The following is a 20,434-nucleotide window of genomic DNA, read 5'->3' on the forward strand; positions in this document are numbered from 1 at the left end:
CACGATGTTGCCCGCGCCGAAGTGACCCGTATTGTAAATGAAGCGTTCCCGGTGAGGCGCGAACCGCCGGGAAACGACAGACGAGACAGACGAAAAAAAAGCGCCCGAAGGCGCTTTTTCTGGTCTTTGCCGTCTGCACTGGACGCTGACGACGCTGCTGGATCTCACAGATCGTCGTCTGGCGACTCGGCCTTCAACGGCTCACCCGCGCGACCGTCCACACGTTCGCGCAATTCCTTGCCAGGCTTGAAGTGCGGTACGTACTTCTCAGGTACCAGCACCTTTTCGCCCGACTTCGGGTTACGCCCAACGCGGGAAGGACGGCGGTTCAAGCCGAAGCTGCCGAAGCCACGAATTTCGATGCGATGACCGTTGGCAAGTGCCTCCGACATCGCATCAAGCATCGTCTTCACCGCGAAGTCCGCATCTTTAAGTACAAGCTGCGGAAATCGCGTAGCCAGCTGGGCGACCAATTCCGATTTGGTCATACTGCAGCAGACCCCTTCTTAAGGCTTACTGGTTCTGGCCGTCGAGCTTGGCCTTCAGCAGCGCGCCGAGGTTCGTCGTGCCAGTTGCAGCCGAGCTCGAATCCGACGAAGCCAGACCGCGGATCGCTTCCTGTTGCTCAGCCGAATCCTTGGCCTTGATCGACAGGTTGATACCACGCGACTTGCGGTCGATGTTGATGATCATCGCATTGACCTTGTCGCCTTCCTTCAGGACATTGCGTGCATCTTCCACGCGGTCTTGCGACAGCTCCGAAGCGCGCAGGTAGCCTTCGACTTCCGCCGACAGCTGAACCACTGCACCCTTCGCATCTACCGTCTTGACCACGCCGTCGACGATCGAACCCTTGTCGTTCATTGCAACGAAGTTGCTGAACGGGTCGCCTTCAAGCTGCTTGATACCCAGCGAAATGCGTTCCTTCTCGACGTCGATACCGAGAACGATGGCTTCGACTTCGTCGCCCTTCTTGTACTTGCGAACTGCTTCTTCGCCCGTTTCGCTCCACGACAGGTCCGACAGGTGAACCAGACCGTCGATGCCGCCCGGCAGACCGATGAAGACGCCGAAGTCGGTGATCGACTTGATTGCGCCTTGCAGCTTGTCGCCCTTCTTGAAGTTGCGGCTGAAGTCGTCCCACGGGTTCGGCTTGCATTGCTTCATGCCGAGGCTGATACGGCGGCGGTCTTCGTCGATTTCGAGAACCATGACTTCGACTTCGTCGCCCAGCTGCACAACCTTCGACGGTGCAACGTTCTTGTTCGTCCAGTCCATTTCCGACACGTGGACGAGGCCTTCGATGCCCGATTCCACTTCGACGAATGCGCCGTAGTCGGTGATGTTGGTGACCTTACCAAACAGGCGCGTGCCCGACGGGTAACGGCGCGAGATGCCTTCCCACGGATCGTCACCAAGTTGCTTGATGCCGAGCGAAACGCGGTTCTTCTCTTGATCGAACTTGAGGATCTTCGCGGTGACTTCCTGGCCAACCGACAGCACTTCGCTCGGGTGACGCACGCGACGCCATGCGATATCCGTGATGTGCAGCAGGCCGTCGATACCGCCGAGGTCCACGAACGCGCCGTAATCGGTGATGTTCTTCACCACGCCTTCCACGATCGCGCCTTCCTTCAGCGTCTCGAGCAGCTTTGCGCGCTCTTCGCCTTGCGTGGCTTCGATCACAGCGCGGCGCGACAGCACGACGTTGTTACGCTTGCGGTCGAGCTTGATCACGCGGAATTCGAGGGTCTTGCCTTCGTACGGGGTCGTGTCCTTGACCGGACGCGTGTCGACGAGGGAGCCCGGCAGGAATGCGCGGATGCCGTTGACCATGACGGTCATGCCGCCCTTGACCTTGCCCGTGATCGTGCCGGTCACGAGTTCGTTGTTGTCGAGGGCCTTTTCCAGCGACAGCCACGAAGCCAGACGCTTCGCCTTGTCGCGCGACAGGATCGTGTCGCCATAGCCGTTTTCCAGCGCGTCGATCGCGACGGAAACGAAGTCGCCCGCCTGCACTTCTACCTCGCCCGCGTCATTCAGGAACTCTTCGAGCGGGATGTAGGCTTCGGACTTGAGACCAGCATTCACGACCACGAAGTTGTGGTCGACACGCACGACTTCGGCGGAGATCACTTCGCCAGCGCGCATGTCCTGCTTGGTCAGCGACTCTTCGAACAGAGCCGCAAAAGATTCGGTATTCGGGGTAGAGGTTTGCAGGTCGGACATAAAAATCAGAATTTGCGAGGGTTTCGTTCTGCCAGCCAGCCGGAATGGTCAGCGAATTCGGCAATGAAACGAATGCCACGCGGGGTTAAGGGGTTAATACACGCTCCACGACGATTCGCGAAGCACCTACGGGACTACAGCTACATGTTGCATCAGCTTTTTACTACCGCGCTCTGGTACCACTGCACCACCTGATCGACCGCCTGGTCGACCGAAAGCGACGAGGTATCCAGAAGCTTTGCATCCGCTGCGGGCTTAAGTGGCGCGGCCGCGCGTTGACTATCGCGCTCGTCGCGCGCACGCAAATCCCGGAGCAAGTCATCTATATTAGCAGAAATTCCTTTTTGGATCAATTGCTTATACCGCCGCGCGGCGCGGGCCTCGGCGCTGGCCGTCAAGAACACCTTGAGCGTCGCGTCCTGAAAGATCACGGTGCCCATGTCGCGGCCGTCAGCGACCAGCCCCGGTTCCTTGCGAAACGCGCGCTGACGCGCCACCAGCGCGGCTCGAACAGACGCGTGGACGGCGATCGTCGATGCGCGGTTGCCGATCTCTTCCTTGCGAATCTCGGCTGAAACATCCACGCCATCGAGCTGGGCCAGGCCCTCGCGGAAGGTGATATGCAGATCGTTGATCAGGTTTGCAAGCGCGTCGGCGTCGTCGGCGGCGATGTTGTAGCGCAGGCTCGCCAGTGCGGCCAGCCGGTATAGCGCGCCGCTGTCCAGCAAGTGGAAGCCGAGGTGCGCGGCGACTAGCGCGGCCACGGTGCCTTTGCCGGAGGCGGTCGGGCCGTCGATCGTAATGACGGGCGTCTGGTGAAAGGGACGGGTCGGTTTCATCTAAAGTCGCGCGTCAGGTCGGGTGAGCTCAATTCAGCTTTCAGCGTCAGGGTTGGGCGAGCGCCGTGAAACGCTCGAAATAGTCGGGGAAAGTCTTGCCGACGCACTTCGGATCGTTGATGCGCACCGGCACGCCACCGAGGCTGACGAGCGAGAAGCACATGGCCATGCGGTGGTCGTCGTAGGTGTCGATGGCGGCGTTCGGCGTCAGTTTCTCGGGCGGCGTGACGACGAGGTAGTCCTCACCCTCTTCCACCTTCGCGCCGACCTTGCGCAGTTCGGTCGCCATCGCGGCGATCCGGTCGGTTTCCTTCACGCGCCAGCTTGCGATATTGCGCAGCGTGGTCGTGCCGTCGGCGAACAGCGCGGCGACGGCGATCGTCATCGCAGCGTCCGGAATCAGGTTGAAGTCCATGTCGATCGGATCGAGCTTGCCGTGATCGTGGCCGATGCCGCGCACTTCGATCCAGTCATCGCCCATCGACACGTTCGCGCCCATCCGCATCAGCGCATTCGCGAAGCCGACGTCGCCCTGGATGCTCGCCCGCCCGACGCCTTCCACACGCAGCGGTCCGCCGCCGAGCGCGCCCGCAGCGAGGAAATACGACGCCGACGAGGCGTCGCCTTCCACCATGATCTGTCCCGGCGACTGATAGCGTTTGCCCGACGGCACCGTGAAGCGCTGCCAGCCGAGTCGCTCGACTTCGATGCCGAAACGCGCCATCAGCTTGATCGTGATGTCGATGTAAGGCTTCGAGATCAGCTCACCTTCGACGTCGACGATCGTCACGCCGCTTTCCGTTTTCAGGAGCGGCAGCGTCATCAGCAAGGCGGTCAGGAACTGGCTCGACACGTCACCGCGAACGCGGATCGGCGCTTCGGCGGCAATCTCGCCGGCGCGGATGCGCAGCGGCGGATAGCCTTCGTTTTCCTCGTAGTCGATCTTCGCGCCGATCTGCCGCAAGCCGTCGACGAGGTCGCCGATCGGCCGCTCGTGCATCCGCGGCACGCCGTGTATGCGATAGTCGCCGCCGTTGACGGCCAGCGCCGCCGTCAACGGACGCACTGCCGTGCCGGCATTGCCGAGGAACAGGTCGGCGCGCAACGCGGTAAACGCGCCGCGCGTGCCCGAAACGACACACGTGTCGCCGTCGCGCTTCAGCTTCACGCCGAGTTGTTCGAGCGCGGCGAGCATCACGCGCGTGTCGTCGGAGTCGAGCAGGTTCGTGATCGTCGTTTCGCCTTCGGCGAGCGCGGCCAGCAGCAGCACGCGGTTCGAAATGCTCTTCGAGCCAGGCAGGCGGATCGTGCCGGACGCACGGGAATAAGGTCCGAGATCGAGATGTTCCATGAATGTGTCCTGTTATTTCGAGGCGTCGCCGACAGAAACTTTCGTGCCGCCGCGCTCCTGCCATTCGGTGCGGGCAACGCGCGACCGGGCGAAAACGGCTTCGAGCGCGGCGCCGTCGGCGGCATCGATTGCGGCACGCAGACGCGTCAGCACAGCCATGTAGTCGTCGAGTTCATCGAGGAGTGCCGCGCGGTTCGCAACGCAGATGTCGCGCCACATTTCCGGACTCGACGCCGCGATCCGCGTGAAATCGCGGAAGCCGCCAGCGGCAAACGAAAACTTCAGCGCGGCGTCCGGCGAATTCAGAATCTGCTCGACAAGCGCGTACGACAGCACATGCGGCAGATGGCTCACCGAAGCCAGCACCCGATCATGCTGCTCGGGCGACATGCTGGACACGCTCGCGCCGGTCGCACGCCACATCGCGGTGACGTGCTCCACGGCCTGCTGCCCGTTTTCCGGCAACGGGCACAACACGACGTTGCGACCGGCATACAGCTCCGGCAATGCGGCATCCACACCGCTCGATTCGCGGCCGGCAATCGGATGACCCGGTACGAACTGGCCGATGCGCGCGCCCAGCGCCGCACGCGCAGCCGCGACCACGTCGGACTTGGTGCTGCCCGCGTCGGTGACGATCGTTGTGTCGTCGAGGAAAGGCGCGATGCGTTCGAGGAGCGGCTGCGTCTGCGCGACGGGCGCCGCGAGCAGCACGACATCGGCACCGGCGAGCGCCGCACGCAACGCCGCATCGTCGGCCAGCAGAGCGGTGCCGTCGACTACGCCAAGTTCCAGCGCGCGCGCCATCGATGCAGCCGAACGGCCTACCCCGATCACGGTCCGCGCGCCCGCAACGGCGCCACGCTCACGCAATGCGCGCGCAAGCGAGCCGCCGATCAGACCGACTCCCAAAATCACCAGCTTGTCAAAAGAAAATGCGGCCACAGCGGTCACAGAAAAAGCGCGCGTGAAACGGCGCGCGGTAGCAGGTCGAGCCGCTCAATTAGAAGCGGCGGCGAGAGTCTTTTCGAGCGCCGCGATGAACGCTTCGTTTTCAGCCGGCAGGCCGATCGTGATGCGCAGCCACTGCGGCAAACCGTAGTTGCCGACCGGACGCACAATCACACCCTGCTTCAGCAAACCGATATTCATGCGGTTGCCGGCGTTGTCGTCGTCGCCGACACGCACCAGCACGAAATTGCCATCCGACGGCACATACTCGAGACCGAGCCGGTCGAACGCTTCAGTCAGCACGCGGTAACCCCGCGCGTTGAGCGAGGCGCTCTCTTCGAGAAACGCGTTGTCGTTGAGCGCTGCGATCGCCGCCGCCTGGGCGAGTGTGTTCACATTGAACGGCTGGCGCAGACGGTTCAGCAGATCGGTCAGTTCTGGCTGCGCGATCGCGAAGCCGACGCGCAGCCCGGCCAGGCCATACGCCTTCGAGAACGTACGCGACACGAGCAGATTCGGATAGCGGCGCACCCACGCGATCGAGTCATAGCGCTTTTCCGGCGCGAGATATTCCGTGTACGCTTCGTCGAGTACGACGACGACATCGCGCGGGACCTTATTGAGAAAAGCCTCGAGCGTGGGGCCTTCAATATATGTGCCGGTTGGATTGTTCGGGTTCGCGACGAAGATCAGGCGCGTGTCGGCCGTCATTGCAGCGAGCATCGCGTCGAGGTCATGGCCGTACTTCACAGCCGGCACGACGATCGCGCGCGCACCCAGACCTTGCGTAGCCAGCGCGTAGACAGCAAACGAATACTGCGCGTAGACAATCGACTGGCCTTTTTCGACGATCGCGTGCGCCGCGATTTCGAGGATATCGTTGCTGCCGTTGCCCAGCGTGATCCATTCGGCGGGCACGTCGTAGCGCGCGGCCAGCGCAGCCTTCAGTTCGAACGCGTTCGCATCCGGATAACGGCCCAGTTCGCCCGCCGCTTTCACCATCGCCTGCTTTGCCGAGTCGGGCATGCCGAGCGGGTTTTCGTTCGACGCGAGCTTCACGATGCGTGCTTCATCGAGGCCGAACTCGCGGGCGACTTCCGAAATCGGTTTGCCAGCGACGTAAGGCGCGATTTCGCGCACATAGGAAGGACCGAATTGCGATGTCATGAGTGACTCCAGATCGACTGTGCCAGTTGGCTTTTGGACGGTGTACCAGAACGGCGTGATATCAGCGCGAACGCGGATACGAGCCGAGAATCTTCACAAACGCGGCCTTCTTTTCGAGGTCGGCGAGCGCTTCCGCGACGGTTGCATCGTCGCGGTGGCCTTCGAAGTCGATATAGAAGTAGTACTCCCACGTGCCGACCCGTGCCGGCCGCGACTCGAAGCGCGTCATCGACACGCCGTGCCGTGCGAGCGGTTCAAGCAGTTTGACGAGCGCGCCCGGCTCGTTCTTCACCGACAGGATCAGCGACGTCTGATCGTTGCCGGTGGGGCCCGCCGGCTCCTTGCCGATCATCACGAAACGGGTGCGGTTGTGCGGATCGTCCTGGATCAGCGCATATGCAACCTGCAGGCCGTAGTGCGTCGCCGCGCGATCGCCGGCAATGGCCGCGATCGTCGGATCTTCAGCGGCCATACGCGCCGCTTCGGCATTGCTCGCGACGGCCTGCCGTTCGAGATGCGGCGCGTTGGCCGTGAGCCAGCCCTGACATTGCGCGAGCGCCTGCGCATGCGCACAGACGCGCGTGACGCCGGTCAGGCCGCCGTTCAGCGAAAGAAGGTTGTGGTGGATCGGCAAGGCAAGTTCGCCGCCAATCACAAGCTGCGTTTGCAACAGCAGATCGAGCGTGCGCGACACCGCGCCCTCGGTCGAATTCTCGACCGGCACGACGCCGAATTCGGCCGCACCGGCTTCGACCGAGCGGAACACTTCGTCGATCGACGGACACGGCAGCCCTTCGATCGACTGACCGAAGTATTCGTGCATCGCCTGCTCGCTGTACGTGCCGACCGGCCCGAGATACGCCGCGCAGATCGTCTTTTCCAACGCGCGGCTCGCGGCCATGATTTCCCGCCAGATCGCGCTGATGTGATCGTCGGCGAGCGGGCCGTCGCTCATGCCCTGCAGGCGCGCGATGACCTGTTGTTCGCGTTCCGGGCGAAACACCGGCGCGTTGAAATGCTTCTTGACCTCGCCCACTTCGAGCGCGACGGCGGCCCGCTGGTTGAGGAGCGAAATGAGTTGCGCGTCGAGCGCGTCGATGCGGTCGCGCAGCGGTTTGAGTCGTAAATTAAGTTCGTCGTCCATGCGTGAAAACGGCCCTGCCGGAGAATACGGAAAAGGATGCGCGCCGAAAATCAGGTGCTGCGTTGTTCGAATTCCTTCATGTACTCGACGAGCGCCTTGACGCCTTCGAGCGGCACCGCGTTGTAAATCGACGCCCGCATGCCGCCGACGGACTTGTGGCCCTTCAGCTGCACCAGCCCGCGCGCTTTCGCGCCTGCCAGGAAATCTTCGTTACGCGACTCGTCGGCGAGGAAAAACGGTACGTTCATCCGCGACCGCGCGTTGCGCTCGACCTTGTTCAGATAGAAGCGGCTGGCATCGATCGTGTCATAAAGCAGCTTCGACTTTTCGAGGTTGCGCGCTTCCATGGCTGCCAGACCGCCCTGCTTTTTCAACCACTTGAACACGAGCCCGGCGATGTAGATCGCGTACGTGGGCGGCGTGTTGTACATCGAATTGTTCTCGGCGACCGTCTTCCATTCGAATGCCGACGGACAGATCGCGAGCGCGCGATCAAGCATATCCTCGCGCACGACCACAACCGTGACGCCCGCCATGCCGATGTTTTTCTGTGCGCCGCCGAAGAGCACGCCGTATTTGGCGATGTCCATCGGGCGCGACAGAATGTGCGACGACGCGTCCGCGACAAGCGGGATATCGCCGAGATCGGGAATATCAAAGGTTTCGACGCCGTGGATCGTCTCGTTCGTGCACAAATGCACGTAGGCCGGATCGTCCGACAGTTTCCATTCGGCAAACGACGGCGCGCGCGTAAAACCGTCCGCGGTCTGGCCCGACGCAGCAACGTGCGCGGCGCCGTACTTCTGCGCTTCCTTGAACGACTTCTGCGACCACGAGCCGGTCACGACGAAATCGATGTTCTTTCTCGCGCCGAGCATGTTCATCGGCACGATTGCGTTTTCTCCGAGACCGCCACCCTGCAGGAACAGGATGCGGTGACTGGCCGGCACCGCGAGAAGTTCACGCAGATCAGTCAGCGCCTCTTCATGGATCGACATGAATTCTTTCCCGCGATGGCTCATTTCCATCACGCCCATGCCGCTGCCGTTCCAGTCGAGCATTTCAGCCGCGGCCTCGCGCAACACTTCTTCGGGCATGGCCGCCGGTCCGGCGGAGAAATTAAAGACGCGCATCGTGAGAACCCCGGAAGCAGGCGCGGCACAAAAACTGCGAATAGTGCGCGCCTGAAAAGATAATGGCCGTTTGCGCGTGCGCGCAAACGGCCATTATCGCACTGACACTGCCAACCCGCCAAACCCGGGCGCCCGAAGACGTCCTTGTGTGGCCGGCTGCAGCAGCGTCGGCTTAGCCTGCTGACCCGCTTACTTCGTGGCGGCAGCCGGCTTGACCGAAGCGACTTCCTTGTCAGCCTGGTCGCGCGTTGCCTTGATCGATTGCGGCATGTACTTCTGCATCAGACCGTTCACCACATCGCGGCCCACCTGGTCTTGCACCTGGATGAACTTGCGGCCCGTCGGGCTCTTGTAGAACGCCGTCAGATCCTTGATTTCCTGCGTGCTGTAGTACTTCGCGTACGCGTCGTACTGAGCCTGCATCGCGTCCTGGCGGAACGAATCCGTTGCGAACACCTGACCCGCCGAGTCAACCAGCTTCGGCACCGTGTTCTTTTGCAGCGTCGGGACGGAAGCCTGCTTCTGCTTGTCCGTCAGCGACTTGTTTTCCGACAGCGCGTCCGACAGGATCGCCGGAACCAGCTGCTTGGCCTGCATTTGTGCGCTGTTACCGATTGCGCCGACGAGCTTCTGCGCGTCGATCGCGTCCAGCAGATCCTTGATCGCAGCCTGCTTGGCCGGATCTGCCGGCGCTGCTGCGGGGGCTGCTGCAGCCGGAGCTGCCTGCTGGGTTTGAAGTGCTTGCGCCATCGCGAGGGTCGGTACGAAAGCGGCCAGCAACATCAACTGTTTGAATCGTTTTTGCATCATTACTCCCTAAGAGAAATTGATCGAACTACCCGCCGCACGAACCGCGCCGCAACCTCACAAGGTCGACGCAGATTCATGCGGCTTGTTCACTCGTTACCCGCGAACCAGCCGCGAGGCGCCGGCGCGGATCAGACTGCGCCGCCCTCTTCGCCGTTTGAATCGGCATCGGCGGGACCTTCGGCGTCGCCTTCGATTTCGACATCAGCTTCCGCCTCGGCCACCTGTTGCAGGCCTGAAAGCTTCGTGCCCTCATCAAGACTGATGAGTGTAACACCTTGCGTTGCGCGTCCCATCTCGCGGATTTCCGACACGCGCGTACGAATCAGCACGCCCGTATTGGTGATCAGCATGATCTGGGCTTCCGGATCCACCAGCGTCGCGGCGACGACCTTGCCATTACGCTCCGAGGTCTGGATCGCGATCATGCCCTTTGTGCCGCGGCCATGACGCGTGTACTCGGTGATCGGCGTGCGCTTGCCAAAGCCGTTCTCTGTTGCCGTAAGCACCGACTGCTGTTCGTCGCCGGCAACGAGGAGTGCGATGACCTGCTGCCCGTCGTCCAGCTGCATGCCGCGCACGCCGCGCGCCTCACGGCCCATCGGACGCACGTCGTTTTCGTCGAAGCGCACTGCCTTGCCTGAATCCGAGAACAGCATCACGTCATGCTGGCCATCGGTGATCGCGGCGCCGATCAGGTAATCACCGTCATCGAGACCGACCGCGATAATACCCTTGCGCAGCGGCCGGCTGAAGGCTTCCAGCGGCGTCTTCTTGACCGTGCCGAGCGCGGTCGCCATGAACACGAACTTGTCGGCCGAGAATTCCTTGACCGGCAGCACGACCGTGATCTTCTCGCCGTCCTGCAGCGGGAACATATTGACGATCGGGCGCCCGCGCGAGTTCCGCGAACCCTGCGGCACTTCGTAAACCTTGACCCAGTACACGCGGCCGCGGTTCGAGAAGCACAGGATGTGATCGTGCGTGTTCGCGATGAAGAGCGTGTCGATCCAGTCGTCTTCCTTCATGGAAGTTGCCTGTTTGCCGCGACCTCCGCGCTTCTGTGCGCGATATTCGGACAACGGCTGCGATTTCACGTAACCCGCGTGCGACATGGTGACGACCATATCCTGCGGCGTGATCAGATCTTCAGTGTTCAGTTCGGTTGCGTTCAGCTCGATCTTCGAGCGGCGCGCATCGCCGAATTCGGCGCGGATGGACGTCAGTTCGTCGACGATGATCGCCGTAATGCGCTCCGGACGCGCGAGGATGTCCAGCAGATCAGCGATCTGGGCCATCACTTCGCGGTACTCGCCGATGATCTTGTCCTGCTCGAGACCGGTCAGGCGTTGCAGACGCATCTGCAGGATTTCCTGCGCCTGGACGTCCGACAGACGGTACAGGCCATCCGACTGCATCCCGAACGCGGGGTTCAGGCCGTCCGGACGATACGCCTCACGGCCGCCGGCCGACGCGTTCTCCGTCTCCGCGCGCGCCAGCATCTCGCGCACGAGCGACGAATCCCACGGACGCGCCATCAACTCCTGCTTCGCGATCGGCGGCGTCGGCGCGGCCTTGATGATCGCGATGAAGTCGTCGATGTTCGCGAGCGCGACGGCGAGGCCTTCGAGCACGTGGCCGCGTTCACGAGCCTTGCGCAGTTCGTATACAGTGCGCCGCGTCAGCACTTCCCGTCGGTGCGACAGGAAGCAGGTGAGCATTTCCTTCAGGTTCAGCAGCTTCGGCTGGCCGTCGACCAGCGCGACCATGTTCATGCCGAACGTGTCCTGCAGTTGCGTGGCCTTGTACAGATTGTTGAGGATCACCTCGGGCACTTCGCCGCGCTTCAGTTCGATCACGACGCGCATGCCGCTCTTGTCGGACTCGTCGCGGATATCGGAAATGCCTTCCAGCTTTTTCTCGTTGACCAGTTCGGCGATGCGCTCCAGCAGCGAGCGCTTGTTCACCTGATACGGCAACTCATCCACGATGATCGCCATGCGCTGGCCGCGATCGATCTCCTCGAAGTGCGTCAGCGCGCGCATCACAACGCGGCCGCGGCCGGTGCGGTAGCCATCTCGCACGCCAGCGACACCGTAGATAATGCCGGCCGTCGGGAAGTCCGGCGCCGGGACGATCTCGATCAGTTCGTCGATCGTCGCTTCCGGGTTCTTCAGCAGGTGATGGCAGGCGTCGACAACTTCGTTCAGGTTGTGCGGCGGGATGTTCGTTGCCATCCCGACCGCGATACCGGACGAGCCATTGATCAGAAGATTGGGGATACGCGCCGGCAGAATGGCCGGTTCGTTTTCGCTGCCGTCGTAGTTCGGCTGGAAGTCGACCGTTTCCTTATCGATATCAGCGAGCAGCTCATGGCCGATCTTCGCCATGCGGATTTCGGTGTACCGCATCGCCGCGGCGTTGTCGCCGTCGACGGACCCGAAGTTACCCTGGCCATCGACCAGCATGTATCGTAGCGAGAAGTCCTGCGCCATCCGGACGATGGTGTCGTATACAGCCGTGTCGCCGTGCGGGTGATATTTACCGATCACGTCGCCGACAATACGCGCGGACTTCTTGTAGGCGCGGTTCCAGTCGTTATTGAGTTCGTGCATCGCGTACAGCACGCGCCGGTGCACCGGCTTCAGGCCATCGCGGACATCGGGGAGCGCACGCCCCACGATTACGCTCATCGCGTAATCGAGATACGAACGGCGCATTTCCTCCTCTAGGGAGATTGGCAGAGTCTCTTTAGCGAATTGATCCATTATCCGTGTCTTTTACATGCGAAACCGTCTCTCCAAACCTGCCGGAAGCCAGCTTCGCGTAGACGCTGCAGGCGCAACGCATCACGCGATTCTAACATGGCCGGCATCCGCGCCCGACGGGGGTACGTATACCTATTAGGGAGAGGGCAGGGAACGGCTCCTGCGTGCCGGTACGACGGCCTGCCCGACGGTAGATTTTTCCTGGATCGGACTGCGCGTCGGAACAAAACGGGCGTGCGCAAAAGTCGGGCAGGTCCTTTGTTGCGCATGCACCACAATTGGTTGGGGGCAATAAACAGGGGAGGATTTTTTTATCGTCGGAAGGGAACGATATGGCAAAATGCCAACGCACAAAGAGTTAGACACTGCTCGAAGTCTACACAGCGCGTCTTTTGTTCCGCACCAATGTTATACTTCGAGCAATGTATGACTTGTCTTCGTCAACAAGCTCGCAGTAAACCTGCGGTAATCTCAATTTCGAGAGGAGAAATATGAATAAACTTTCAAAGCTCGCGTTCATTGCAGCTACCGCAGTAATGGCTGCATCCGCTTCGGCACAGTCGGTGCCGGCGTCGCGACAAGCCACGAACGACAACTGGGTGAACGGCACCGGCGAATACGTGTGGATGAACGGCACGAACGAGCTTTGCTGGCGCGATGCGTTCTGGACGCCGGCAACGGCTAACGCGAAGTGCGATGGCGCCCTGGTAGCCCAGGCTCCGACCCCGCCGGCTCCGCCTGCGCCTGTCGCGCCGGCTATCACCAGCCAGAAGATCACGTATCAAGCTGATGCCCTGTTCGACTTCGACAAGGCTGTCCTGAAGCCGGCTGGTAAGGAAAAGCTTGATGACCTCGCCTCGAAGATCCAGGGTCTGAACCTGGAAGTCGTGGTCGCAACGGGTTACACGGACCGTATCGGTTCGGACAAGTACAACGACCGTCTGTCGCTGCGTCGTGCACAAGCTGTCAAGGCATACCTGGTCAGCAAGGGCATCGAAGCCAACCGCGTCTACACGGAAGGCAAGGGCAAGCGCAACCCGGTCACGACCGGCTGCAACCAGAAGAACCACAAGCAACTCATCGCCTGCCTCGCACCGGATCGCCGCGTGGAAGTCGAAGTTGTCGGTACTTCGAAGCAGTAAGGTTAGAGCGTTACCGCAGTATCAAGGCCCCGCTTCGGCGGGGCTTTTTTTATTCCGGGCGCCGATTATGTACCGCCGACGGAATGGGAAATCCCCGTTTCGCAGCCGGTTTCTGGCTAAACCACGCCGCGTTTACGCGGCATTTTGCCGCGATCTCCGACGGCCTATATACTCAGGGTTTATCCTCGCCTGCCCGCTCACCCGCTTTCATCAAGGCCCGCACCCGACATGACCAACGCCGATCCCCACGAACTTCAGAAATTCAGCGATCTTGCCCATCGCTGGTGGGACCCGAACGCCGAATTCAAGCCGCTGCATGAGCTGAATCCGGTCCGGCTCAAATGGATCGACGCCCATGCATCGCTGGCAGGAAAGCGCGTGCTGGATATTGGGTGCGGCGGCGGCATCCTGTCGGAATCGATGGCCGGGCTCGGCGCACACGTGAAGGGCATCGACCTGTCGCGCGAGGCGCTGGGCGTCGCTGATCTTCACAGCCTTGAAAGTGGTGTAACCGTCGATTACGAAGAAATCGCCGCGGAGGCGCTCGCCGCCCGCGAACCCGGCATATACGACGTCATTACCTGCATGGAAATGCTGGAACACGTGCCCGAGCCGTCGGCCGTCGTCGCTGCGTGCGCGACGCTCGTCAAACCGGGCGGCTGGGTGTTTTTCTCGACGCTCAACCGCAACGTCAAGGCGTATCTGTTCGCGGTAATCGGCGCCGAATATATCGCGCGCATGCTGCCGAAGGGCACGCACGACTACGCGCGCTTTATCCGTCCGTCCGAGCTGGCGGGCTTCGTCCGCGCGGCCAGCCTCGTCACCGACGATATCAAGGGCATCGTGTACAACCCGCTCAGCAAGCATTTCACGCTCGCCGATGACACAAGCGTGAACTACATGCTCGCCTGCCGCCGCCCCGCCTGATCGACCTGAACCTCCGAACACACCTACATGAGCGACCCCACGCCCCTGCCCCAACGCGAAGACGACGAAGCAGCAACTGGCCTGTGTCAGGCCGTCCTGTTCGACCTCGACGGCACGCTGGCCGACACGGCGCCGGACCTGGCCGCCGCCGTCAACAAGATGCGTCACGAGCGCGGACTGGAGATGGTGCCACTCGACGATCTCCGACCGCTCGCATCGGCGGGCGCGCGAGGCCTGATCGGCGGCGCCTTCGGCATTGGCCCCGACGACCATGAATTTGCGTCCATGCGCGAGGAGTTTCTTGCCAACTACGAAGCGGATCTGTGCATCGAGACAACGCTATTCCAGGGCATCGACGCGGTGCTCGACGAACTGGACGCACGCGGCATCCGCTGGGGCATCGTGACCAACAAGGCCGCTCGCCTGACCGATCCGCTCGTCGTGTTGCTGGGTCTGGACGCACGCGCCGTCTGCGTCGTCAGCGGTGACACGACGCCGCATTCGAAGCCCCATCCCGCGCCGCTCCTGCACGCAGCGCAGGAAATGGCAATCCCGCCGGAGCGCATCATTTACGTGGGCGACGACCTGCGCGACGTGCAGGCGGGTTTTGCGGCCGGCATGGTGACCGTCGCTGTGGCCTACGGCTATTGCGGCACCGACTTGCCGCCCGCCAAATGGCACGCGAAGCACGTCGTTCAGTCGACAGCCGAACTGCAACGCCTGCTGCGCGATATCACCTGATCCGCCACCATTCACAACGCCCAGGCCTTGATCCCGCGCGGCGTTAGCCTCGTATCGGGTTCTATGGGATAATCATCTTTCCACTGGGGCCGACCTGGTTTCGACGTGGGTAGCAAAGCAACTCAGGGCATACCGAGGACCCGTCACCTCGTAAATCAATGGGACTTTAGTAACTGCGAACGACGAAACGTACGCACTGGCGGCTTAACCCCGCCAGCCTTGCACTAACTCACTGACGGGTTAGGGGTCGCAAGACCCGGCAAGGTCATTCACGTCAGTTAATCCTCAGTGGTGTCACGACGCTGGGGCCGAAAATCTGGTGACTCGCCGTAACGAAGCGTGTTCGTCCGCGTCGGTGCGGTTAAATCAAATGACAGGACTAAGTATGTAGAACTGGTTGTGGAGTGCTTACGGACGCGGGTTCGATTCCCGCCGGCTCCACCAGAACACACCCTGGCAGCATGCAGTAGCAGCAGATCAACAGAATGCCCCGCCCAGCTGACGCTGCGCGGGGCTTTTTGTTGTTGGCGTCAGATGGGGTACGTCATTTTGACCCCGCCGACGGCTGTCGCACCGGCGGCTCCTGAAATGCGCCCCCTCGTGGTGCATCGTTCGTCGTGGAAACCAGCAGCGCATTCACGCGCGCCACCTCGTCGAACGTGAGGCCTGCGGTCGCGGCCTTCAGCTGCAGCAGCGCCATGATCGTCTCGTATCGCGCGCGGATCAGATCACGACGGTTCGCGTAGAACGTATCGGCGGCACGCAGCACGTCCGCGCTACCGCGACTGCCCACCTTGTAGCCGACCTGAGTCGCCGTCAGCGCGGCACGCGACGTCTGCGCGAGGCGCGTCAGCGCGTCGATGCGCGCGATGCCTGCGCGAAAGCGCGACCAGTTTTCGCGTGCGGACGCGCCGGCCTGCCGGGTTGCCGAGGTCAAGTCGTTCTGCGCCTTGTCCTCCAGCGCGACTGTCTCGTCCACGCGTGCTTCCGTTTCGCCGCCCTCGAAAAAGGGAATGCTCACCGAGAGCATCGCTGTGTTGGTGGTGGTCGGGCGCACGTAACCGGACGCAGCGCCGGCCGGCGTATGGCTCGCCGTAATGCTGACCGTCGGCAGATAGCCGGCGCGCGCCTTTTCGACGTCGAGCTTTGCGATCCGCCAGTCGATCTGCTTCAACTGCACCTGGTAGTCGTGGCCCTCGGCCTGGGTCGCCCAGGCGTCCATGTCGTCCGGTTCGACGCGCGGCATCGTCGCCGTGTCGGCCAGTCGCGACAGCGCAGAAAACGGTTGCCCTGTTGCCTGTTCCAGCGCGAGTCGCCTGAGCCGCAGCTCGTTGCCGGCGTCCTGCTGCTGCAACTGCGCCTGAAGCACGCCGGCCTCCGCCTCGCGAAGATCGATCACCGTCGCTTCGCCAGCCGCCTGCTTGCGACGAAGCTGGTCGAGATGCGAATCGAGCGCCGCGGCATAGTCGTTGGCTCGCGCCCGTTCGTCTTCGGCAGCGAGTTCGTCGAAGTAGGCCCGTGCGGCCTTCAAAATCGACTCCTGCTGCGCCCGGGCGACTTCAGTGGCGCCGCGCGCTTCGATGAAGTCGGCCTGCCGGTAAGTCGTCCAGCGGCTCCAGTCGAACACCGGCTGCGTCAGGTTCACCGTCCAGCCGTTCTGCCAGTAGCTGGTGGTCGGGAAACCCTCGGTGGCGGTGCGGTTGTACGCGCGCCCCCACCCGCCTTCCAGGCGCGGCAGCAGCCCCGCGCGCGCTTTCGGTATGGCTTGATGTGCAGCGCGTGCGCCCGCGCGAAACGCGGCGAGATCCGCGTCATGATCGGTGGTCTGCTCGACGACGGTCATCAGATCGACCGCCTGCGCACTTTTCATGCTTGCAACAACGGCAAGCGCGATCAACACCAGGTGCTTATTCATGAGCGCCCGCCTCGACGAGCGCATCATCCCGGTCGCGCACCAGCACGCCGTCGACGAGCCGGTAACGCACATCGAACGCCGACGCGAGCGACATGTCATGCGTAATCACCACGACCGTACGTTCGAGACGCTGCAACAACGCGACGATATGCCGGACCGACACGGGATCCAGATTCGACGTTGGTTCATCGAGTAACAACAGTTCACGTGGTTGATAAAGCGCGCGCGCCAGCAGCAGACGCTGTCGCTGACCTGCGGAAATATTGGCGATCGTGTCGCTGATCACCGTACGCGTGCGCATCGGCAGACGCATTACGTCAGCGAGCAACCCGACGTCGTCGAGCAGCGCGTGAATACGCGCTTCGTCCGCGTTGCCGGCGAAGAGCGAAATGTTCTCGGCAATCGAGCCGTGCAGGATCAGGTCGCCCTGGCGCATGTGCACTGCGTGACGGCGGATTTCATCGACCGTCAGATTGGGCCACGCGATGCCATTCAGCGTGATCTGTCCTTCCTGCAGCGGTTCGGCTGCGGCGAGCAGCTTGAACAGCGTCGACTTGCCGCTGCCGGACGATCCGATAATCACGATCTTGTCGCCCTTGCGAATGGTGAGACTCGCGCCCATCAGCACAGGTTGATCGGAGACGCCGTAGCGAAACGTCACGTCGCGCACATCGATCTGCTCGAACGTGCGGACTTCGACGGTCCGATGCGCGTCGCTGGCTGGTGTGTATCGCTCGCTTTCGCAATCGACGATATCGCCCACACGTGCCACCGGTACGCTCAGCATGAAGTACTCGAACGCCGCGTTGATCGATCGCGCAAAACGCTCCGACAGCAACGACTTGTAGATCAGGAACGAATAGAACACACCCACTGAAATCTTGCCGCCGAGCATCAGTTGCGCCGCGAACCAGGTAATCGCGATCATGTCCGCGTAGTTCACGAGCTTGAGGATCGCGTCGCGCGCGCTGGCGAGCCGGCTGCCGTGCACGAGCGCCGCGATATAGGCGCGGTATTTCGCCATGAACATCGCCGTGCGCCGCGTTTCGCCCTGCGACAACTTGATCAACGAAGCGGCGCGGATCGTCTCGATCAACGTGTCGTCGCAACGCGCCGATTCTTCAAGCACGAGCGCGTGCGTGTCGCGCATGCGTGCGAACAGCGCGTACGAAACGGCCACATACAGCGCAAAGATCAGCAACGCGACCGCTGTCAGTTGCCGGCTCTGCACAAGCATCAACCCCAGCGCGAGAAGACCGACCACCAGATCGATGCCAAGCGAAATCATCGTACGCGTTGCATAGATGCTGATTTCGTCCTGCGCCTTGACCCGCGCGAACAGGTCGCCCACATGACGCTTCTCGAAGTACGAAACCGGATTGCGCAGCAGATGCGCGAGCAGCCCTTCGGTCATGTTGATCTGCACGAAGCCGTGCAGCAGTTCGACCAGATACGTCTGCACGTAATGACTCAACGCCCCCGTGATGAAAATCGCGCTGAACGTCAGAATGAGGACGTTCAGCAGATTCAGGTTGTCGGCGGCGACAACGTCATCGAGCACGAGATTGCCGAGATACGGCATCGCGAGAATCGCGAACTGGCTGCCGAGCGCGACGAACATCACCTTCGCGATCTGCGCCTTGATCTGTGGATTGAGCGCACGCACGCGGGCGAGCGCCGCCGGCACGCGCGAGCGGTTGCGCACGCGCGGCATCGACGGCGTCGGCGCGCATTCGAGCAGATAGCCCGAGACACTCGCGATAAACGTCTCCATCGATATGCGTCGCCGCCCGCTTGCCGGATCGATCACCTGCACATAACCGCGCCCGCATTTTTCGAAGACGACGAAATGCGCGCCGCCAAAGTGGAGAATCGAGCCGCGCTTGACGGCGGACAGATCGCCGGCGTCGAAACGATATGCCTGCACGGCAAGACCGAATTCGACCGCGACGTCATACAGGTCCATCAGCGTCAGACCGTTCGACGAGATCGGGCTGAATGCCTGAAGCTCGCGCACTTCGGTCGCGCGGCCGAAGTGCGAGAGCACCATCGCAAGACACGCGTAGCCGCATTCGGCCACTTCATTTTGATAGATCGCGCGCACGGTTATCCCCTCAGCATGCGGAAGAATGGCGCCAGCACCCATTCGGCAATCGTCCGGCGTTCGATGACGATGCTCGCCGTCGCGCTCATACCGGGCAGGATTTCGAAGTGCTGGCGCTCGAAGTCGAAAGTGTGGCCGCGCAGCGTGGCCCACGCCATGTAGTCACCTTCGGGCGCGCGCGGCTCGGATGCGCCTGAGGGCGACATCGGCGAGCGCACCGTCGTGCGCGAGATCGAATCGATGTGCGCTTCGTAGCTGCCGAATTTCGCATACGGAAACGCGTCGAACTTGAGTCGCACGATCTGCCCTTCGCGCACGAAGCCACGGCGTCGCGATGGAATGCGCAACGCGGCGCGCAACGCCCCGCCCTCGCCGGTCGCGATGACCACCGCGACATCGGACGCGGCCAGCGTACGACCCATCACCAGCCCGGAAAACGTGACGACGCCGGCTCGCGGTGCCGAGATCGTCATGTTCTGCCGGTTCTGCTCGAACCGTACGCGGATGTCCTGAAGATCGCGTGCGTGCCGCGCGTCGAGTTCCTTCAGTTGTGCCGCAATCTCGGCCTGCAAACTTCTGGCCGTACCCAGTTCCGCCACCAGTTGTTGCCGCCGTGCGGTGCTCTGCGCGACCACGACTTTCGCCTGGTGCGTGTCCGCCTTCGCCTGTTCGATGCGGTCAGCGGTGACGTAGTCGGAAACCGATTCCAGCCGCGACAGCTTCTGCCCCGACTCGTCGACAAGCTGCCTGTTCTGCACCAGCTGCTCATCGAGCGCCGACATTTCCGCGCGCCGGCTCTGTTCGGTCAGGTGTGACGTCTCCAGCTGCGCGGACAGTTCCGCCTTGCGCTGACTGTATTGCGCTTCGGTCGAACGGATCTGTTCGTCGCGCATGTGTTCGTCGAACGCCGGACGCTGGCGGCCGTCGCTTGCCAGCGAAAGATCCCGCTCGAGCCGGAATAGCGGCGCGCCCGTCGCCACACGTTCAGACTGATGAACGTAGATATCCGACACCAGTCCTTCGAGGCCCTGAATCTTCATCTCAGACGGCGACACGATCTCGGCGCGCACGTCCTGTTTGAGTTCGACTTCGTGGAAAAACGCGAACGCCGTCGCGACGGTCACGAGCGCTGACGTCGCGTAGGCGATCCAGCGCCACGAGACATCCTTGAATTGCGGAAGATCGATGGGTTCCATAGCCTGTTACTGCCGGCGTC

16 protein-coding genes and 1 other RNA gene are annotated in these 20,434 nt (G+C 62.1%); 4 read left to right on the top strand and 13 right to left on the bottom strand.

Translation table 11 applies throughout. The features are described from left to right. Positions 1-164: 164 nt before the first annotated feature. The 10 genes from P3T21_RS16015 to gyrA all read right to left on the bottom strand — a co-directional run bounded on the left by P3T21_RS16015 (position 165) and on the right by gyrA (position 12,389). Positions 165-488, bottom strand: a complete 324-nt coding sequence (locus P3T21_RS16015) for an integration host factor subunit beta (RefSeq protein ID WP_090528992.1) — start codon at positions 486-488, stop codon at positions 165-167. A 25-nt stretch (positions 489-513) separates the two neighbouring features. Next, positions 514-2,229, bottom strand: coding sequence for a 30S ribosomal protein S1 (rpsA, locus tag P3T21_RS16020; RefSeq protein ID WP_429256891.1), 1,716 nt, complete (start codon positions 2,227-2,229; stop codon positions 514-516). Between the two features lie 152 nt (positions 2,230-2,381). Next, complete coding sequence (gene cmk, locus P3T21_RS16025) at positions 2,382-3,068, bottom strand: (d)CMP kinase (RefSeq protein WP_429256892.1); 687 nt, start codon at positions 3,066-3,068, stop codon at positions 2,382-2,384. Between the two features lie 46 nt (positions 3,069-3,114). Continuing rightward, a complete protein-coding gene (gene aroA / locus P3T21_RS16030; RefSeq protein ID WP_429256893.1) occupies positions 3,115-4,419 on the bottom strand; it encodes a 3-phosphoshikimate 1-carboxyvinyltransferase in 1,305 nt (434 codons plus the stop codon). Between the two features lie 12 nt (positions 4,420-4,431). After that, complete coding sequence (locus P3T21_RS16035; RefSeq protein WP_429256894.1) at positions 4,432-5,373, bottom strand: prephenate dehydrogenase; 942 nt, start codon at positions 5,371-5,373, stop codon at positions 4,432-4,434. Between the two features lie 45 nt (positions 5,374-5,418). After that, complete coding sequence (gene hisC, locus P3T21_RS16040; protein WP_429256895.1) at positions 5,419-6,537, bottom strand: histidinol-phosphate transaminase; 1,119 nt, start codon at positions 6,535-6,537, stop codon at positions 5,419-5,421. Positions 6,538-6,598: 61 nt separating this feature from the next. Then, positions 6,599-7,681 (bottom strand): prephenate dehydratase, encoded by a 1,083-nt coding sequence (gene pheA / locus P3T21_RS16045; protein ID WP_429256896.1) that lies wholly within the window; start codon positions 7,679-7,681, stop codon positions 6,599-6,601. A gap of 50 nt (positions 7,682-7,731) precedes the next feature. Then, positions 7,732-8,814, bottom strand: coding sequence for a 3-phosphoserine/phosphohydroxythreonine transaminase (gene serC / locus P3T21_RS16050; protein WP_429256897.1), 1,083 nt, complete (start codon positions 8,812-8,814; stop codon positions 7,732-7,734). 189 nt (positions 8,815-9,003) lie between these two features. Further along, on the bottom strand, positions 9,004-9,621 hold the full coding sequence (locus P3T21_RS16055) for a DUF2059 domain-containing protein (protein ID WP_429256898.1): 618 nt from the start codon (positions 9,619-9,621) through the stop codon (positions 9,004-9,006). A gap of 131 nt (positions 9,622-9,752) precedes the next feature. Beyond that, positions 9,753-12,389 (bottom strand): DNA gyrase subunit A, encoded by a 2,637-nt coding sequence (gene gyrA, locus P3T21_RS16060; RefSeq protein WP_429256899.1) that lies wholly within the window; start codon positions 12,387-12,389, stop codon positions 9,753-9,755. Between the two features lie 491 nt (positions 12,390-12,880). On the opposite strand from gyrA, the gene ompA reads away from it, so the two are divergent. From ompA to ssrA, 4 genes are all read left to right on the top strand, one after another. Next, the gene (gene ompA, locus P3T21_RS16065; RefSeq protein WP_429256900.1) at positions 12,881-13,531 is read left to right on the top strand and encodes an outer membrane protein OmpA; all 651 of its coding nucleotides are present in this window, start codon (positions 12,881-12,883) and stop codon (positions 13,529-13,531) included. A gap of 228 nt (positions 13,532-13,759) precedes the next feature. Beyond that, complete coding sequence (gene ubiG, locus P3T21_RS16070; protein WP_429256901.1) at positions 13,760-14,458, top strand: bifunctional 2-polyprenyl-6-hydroxyphenol methylase/3-demethylubiquinol 3-O-methyltransferase UbiG; 699 nt, start codon at positions 13,760-13,762, stop codon at positions 14,456-14,458. 27 nt (positions 14,459-14,485) lie between these two features. After that, complete coding sequence (locus P3T21_RS16075; RefSeq protein WP_429256902.1) at positions 14,486-15,199, top strand: HAD family hydrolase; 714 nt, start codon at positions 14,486-14,488, stop codon at positions 15,197-15,199. 85 nt (positions 15,200-15,284) lie between these two features. Then, positions 15,285-15,643, top strand: a transfer-messenger RNA (tmRNA) gene (ssrA, locus tag P3T21_RS16080). A gap of 100 nt (positions 15,644-15,743) precedes the next feature. Here the strand turns inward: ssrA and P3T21_RS16085 are convergent. The 3 genes from P3T21_RS16085 to P3T21_RS16095 are packed head-to-tail and all read right to left on the bottom strand — an operon-like array spanning position 15,744 to position 20,414. Further along, complete coding sequence (locus P3T21_RS16085; RefSeq protein ID WP_429256903.1) at positions 15,744-17,114, bottom strand: TolC family outer membrane protein; 1,371 nt, start codon at positions 17,112-17,114, stop codon at positions 15,744-15,746. Continuing rightward, positions 17,107-19,218, bottom strand: coding sequence for a peptidase domain-containing ABC transporter (locus P3T21_RS16090; RefSeq protein ID WP_429256904.1), 2,112 nt, complete (start codon positions 19,216-19,218; stop codon positions 17,107-17,109). The genes P3T21_RS16085 and P3T21_RS16090 overlap by 8 nt, the downstream gene beginning before the upstream one ends. 2 nt (positions 19,219-19,220) lie before the next feature. Then, positions 19,221-20,414, bottom strand: coding sequence for an HlyD family efflux transporter periplasmic adaptor subunit (locus tag P3T21_RS16095; protein ID WP_429256905.1), 1,194 nt, complete (start codon positions 20,412-20,414; stop codon positions 19,221-19,223). Between the last annotated feature and the right edge of the window lie 20 nt (positions 20,415-20,434).

This window comes from Paraburkholderia sp. GAS334 (genome assembly GCF_050436625.1).
In the GTDB taxonomy this organism is placed as follows: domain Bacteria; phylum Pseudomonadota; class Gammaproteobacteria; order Burkholderiales; family Burkholderiaceae; genus Paraburkholderia.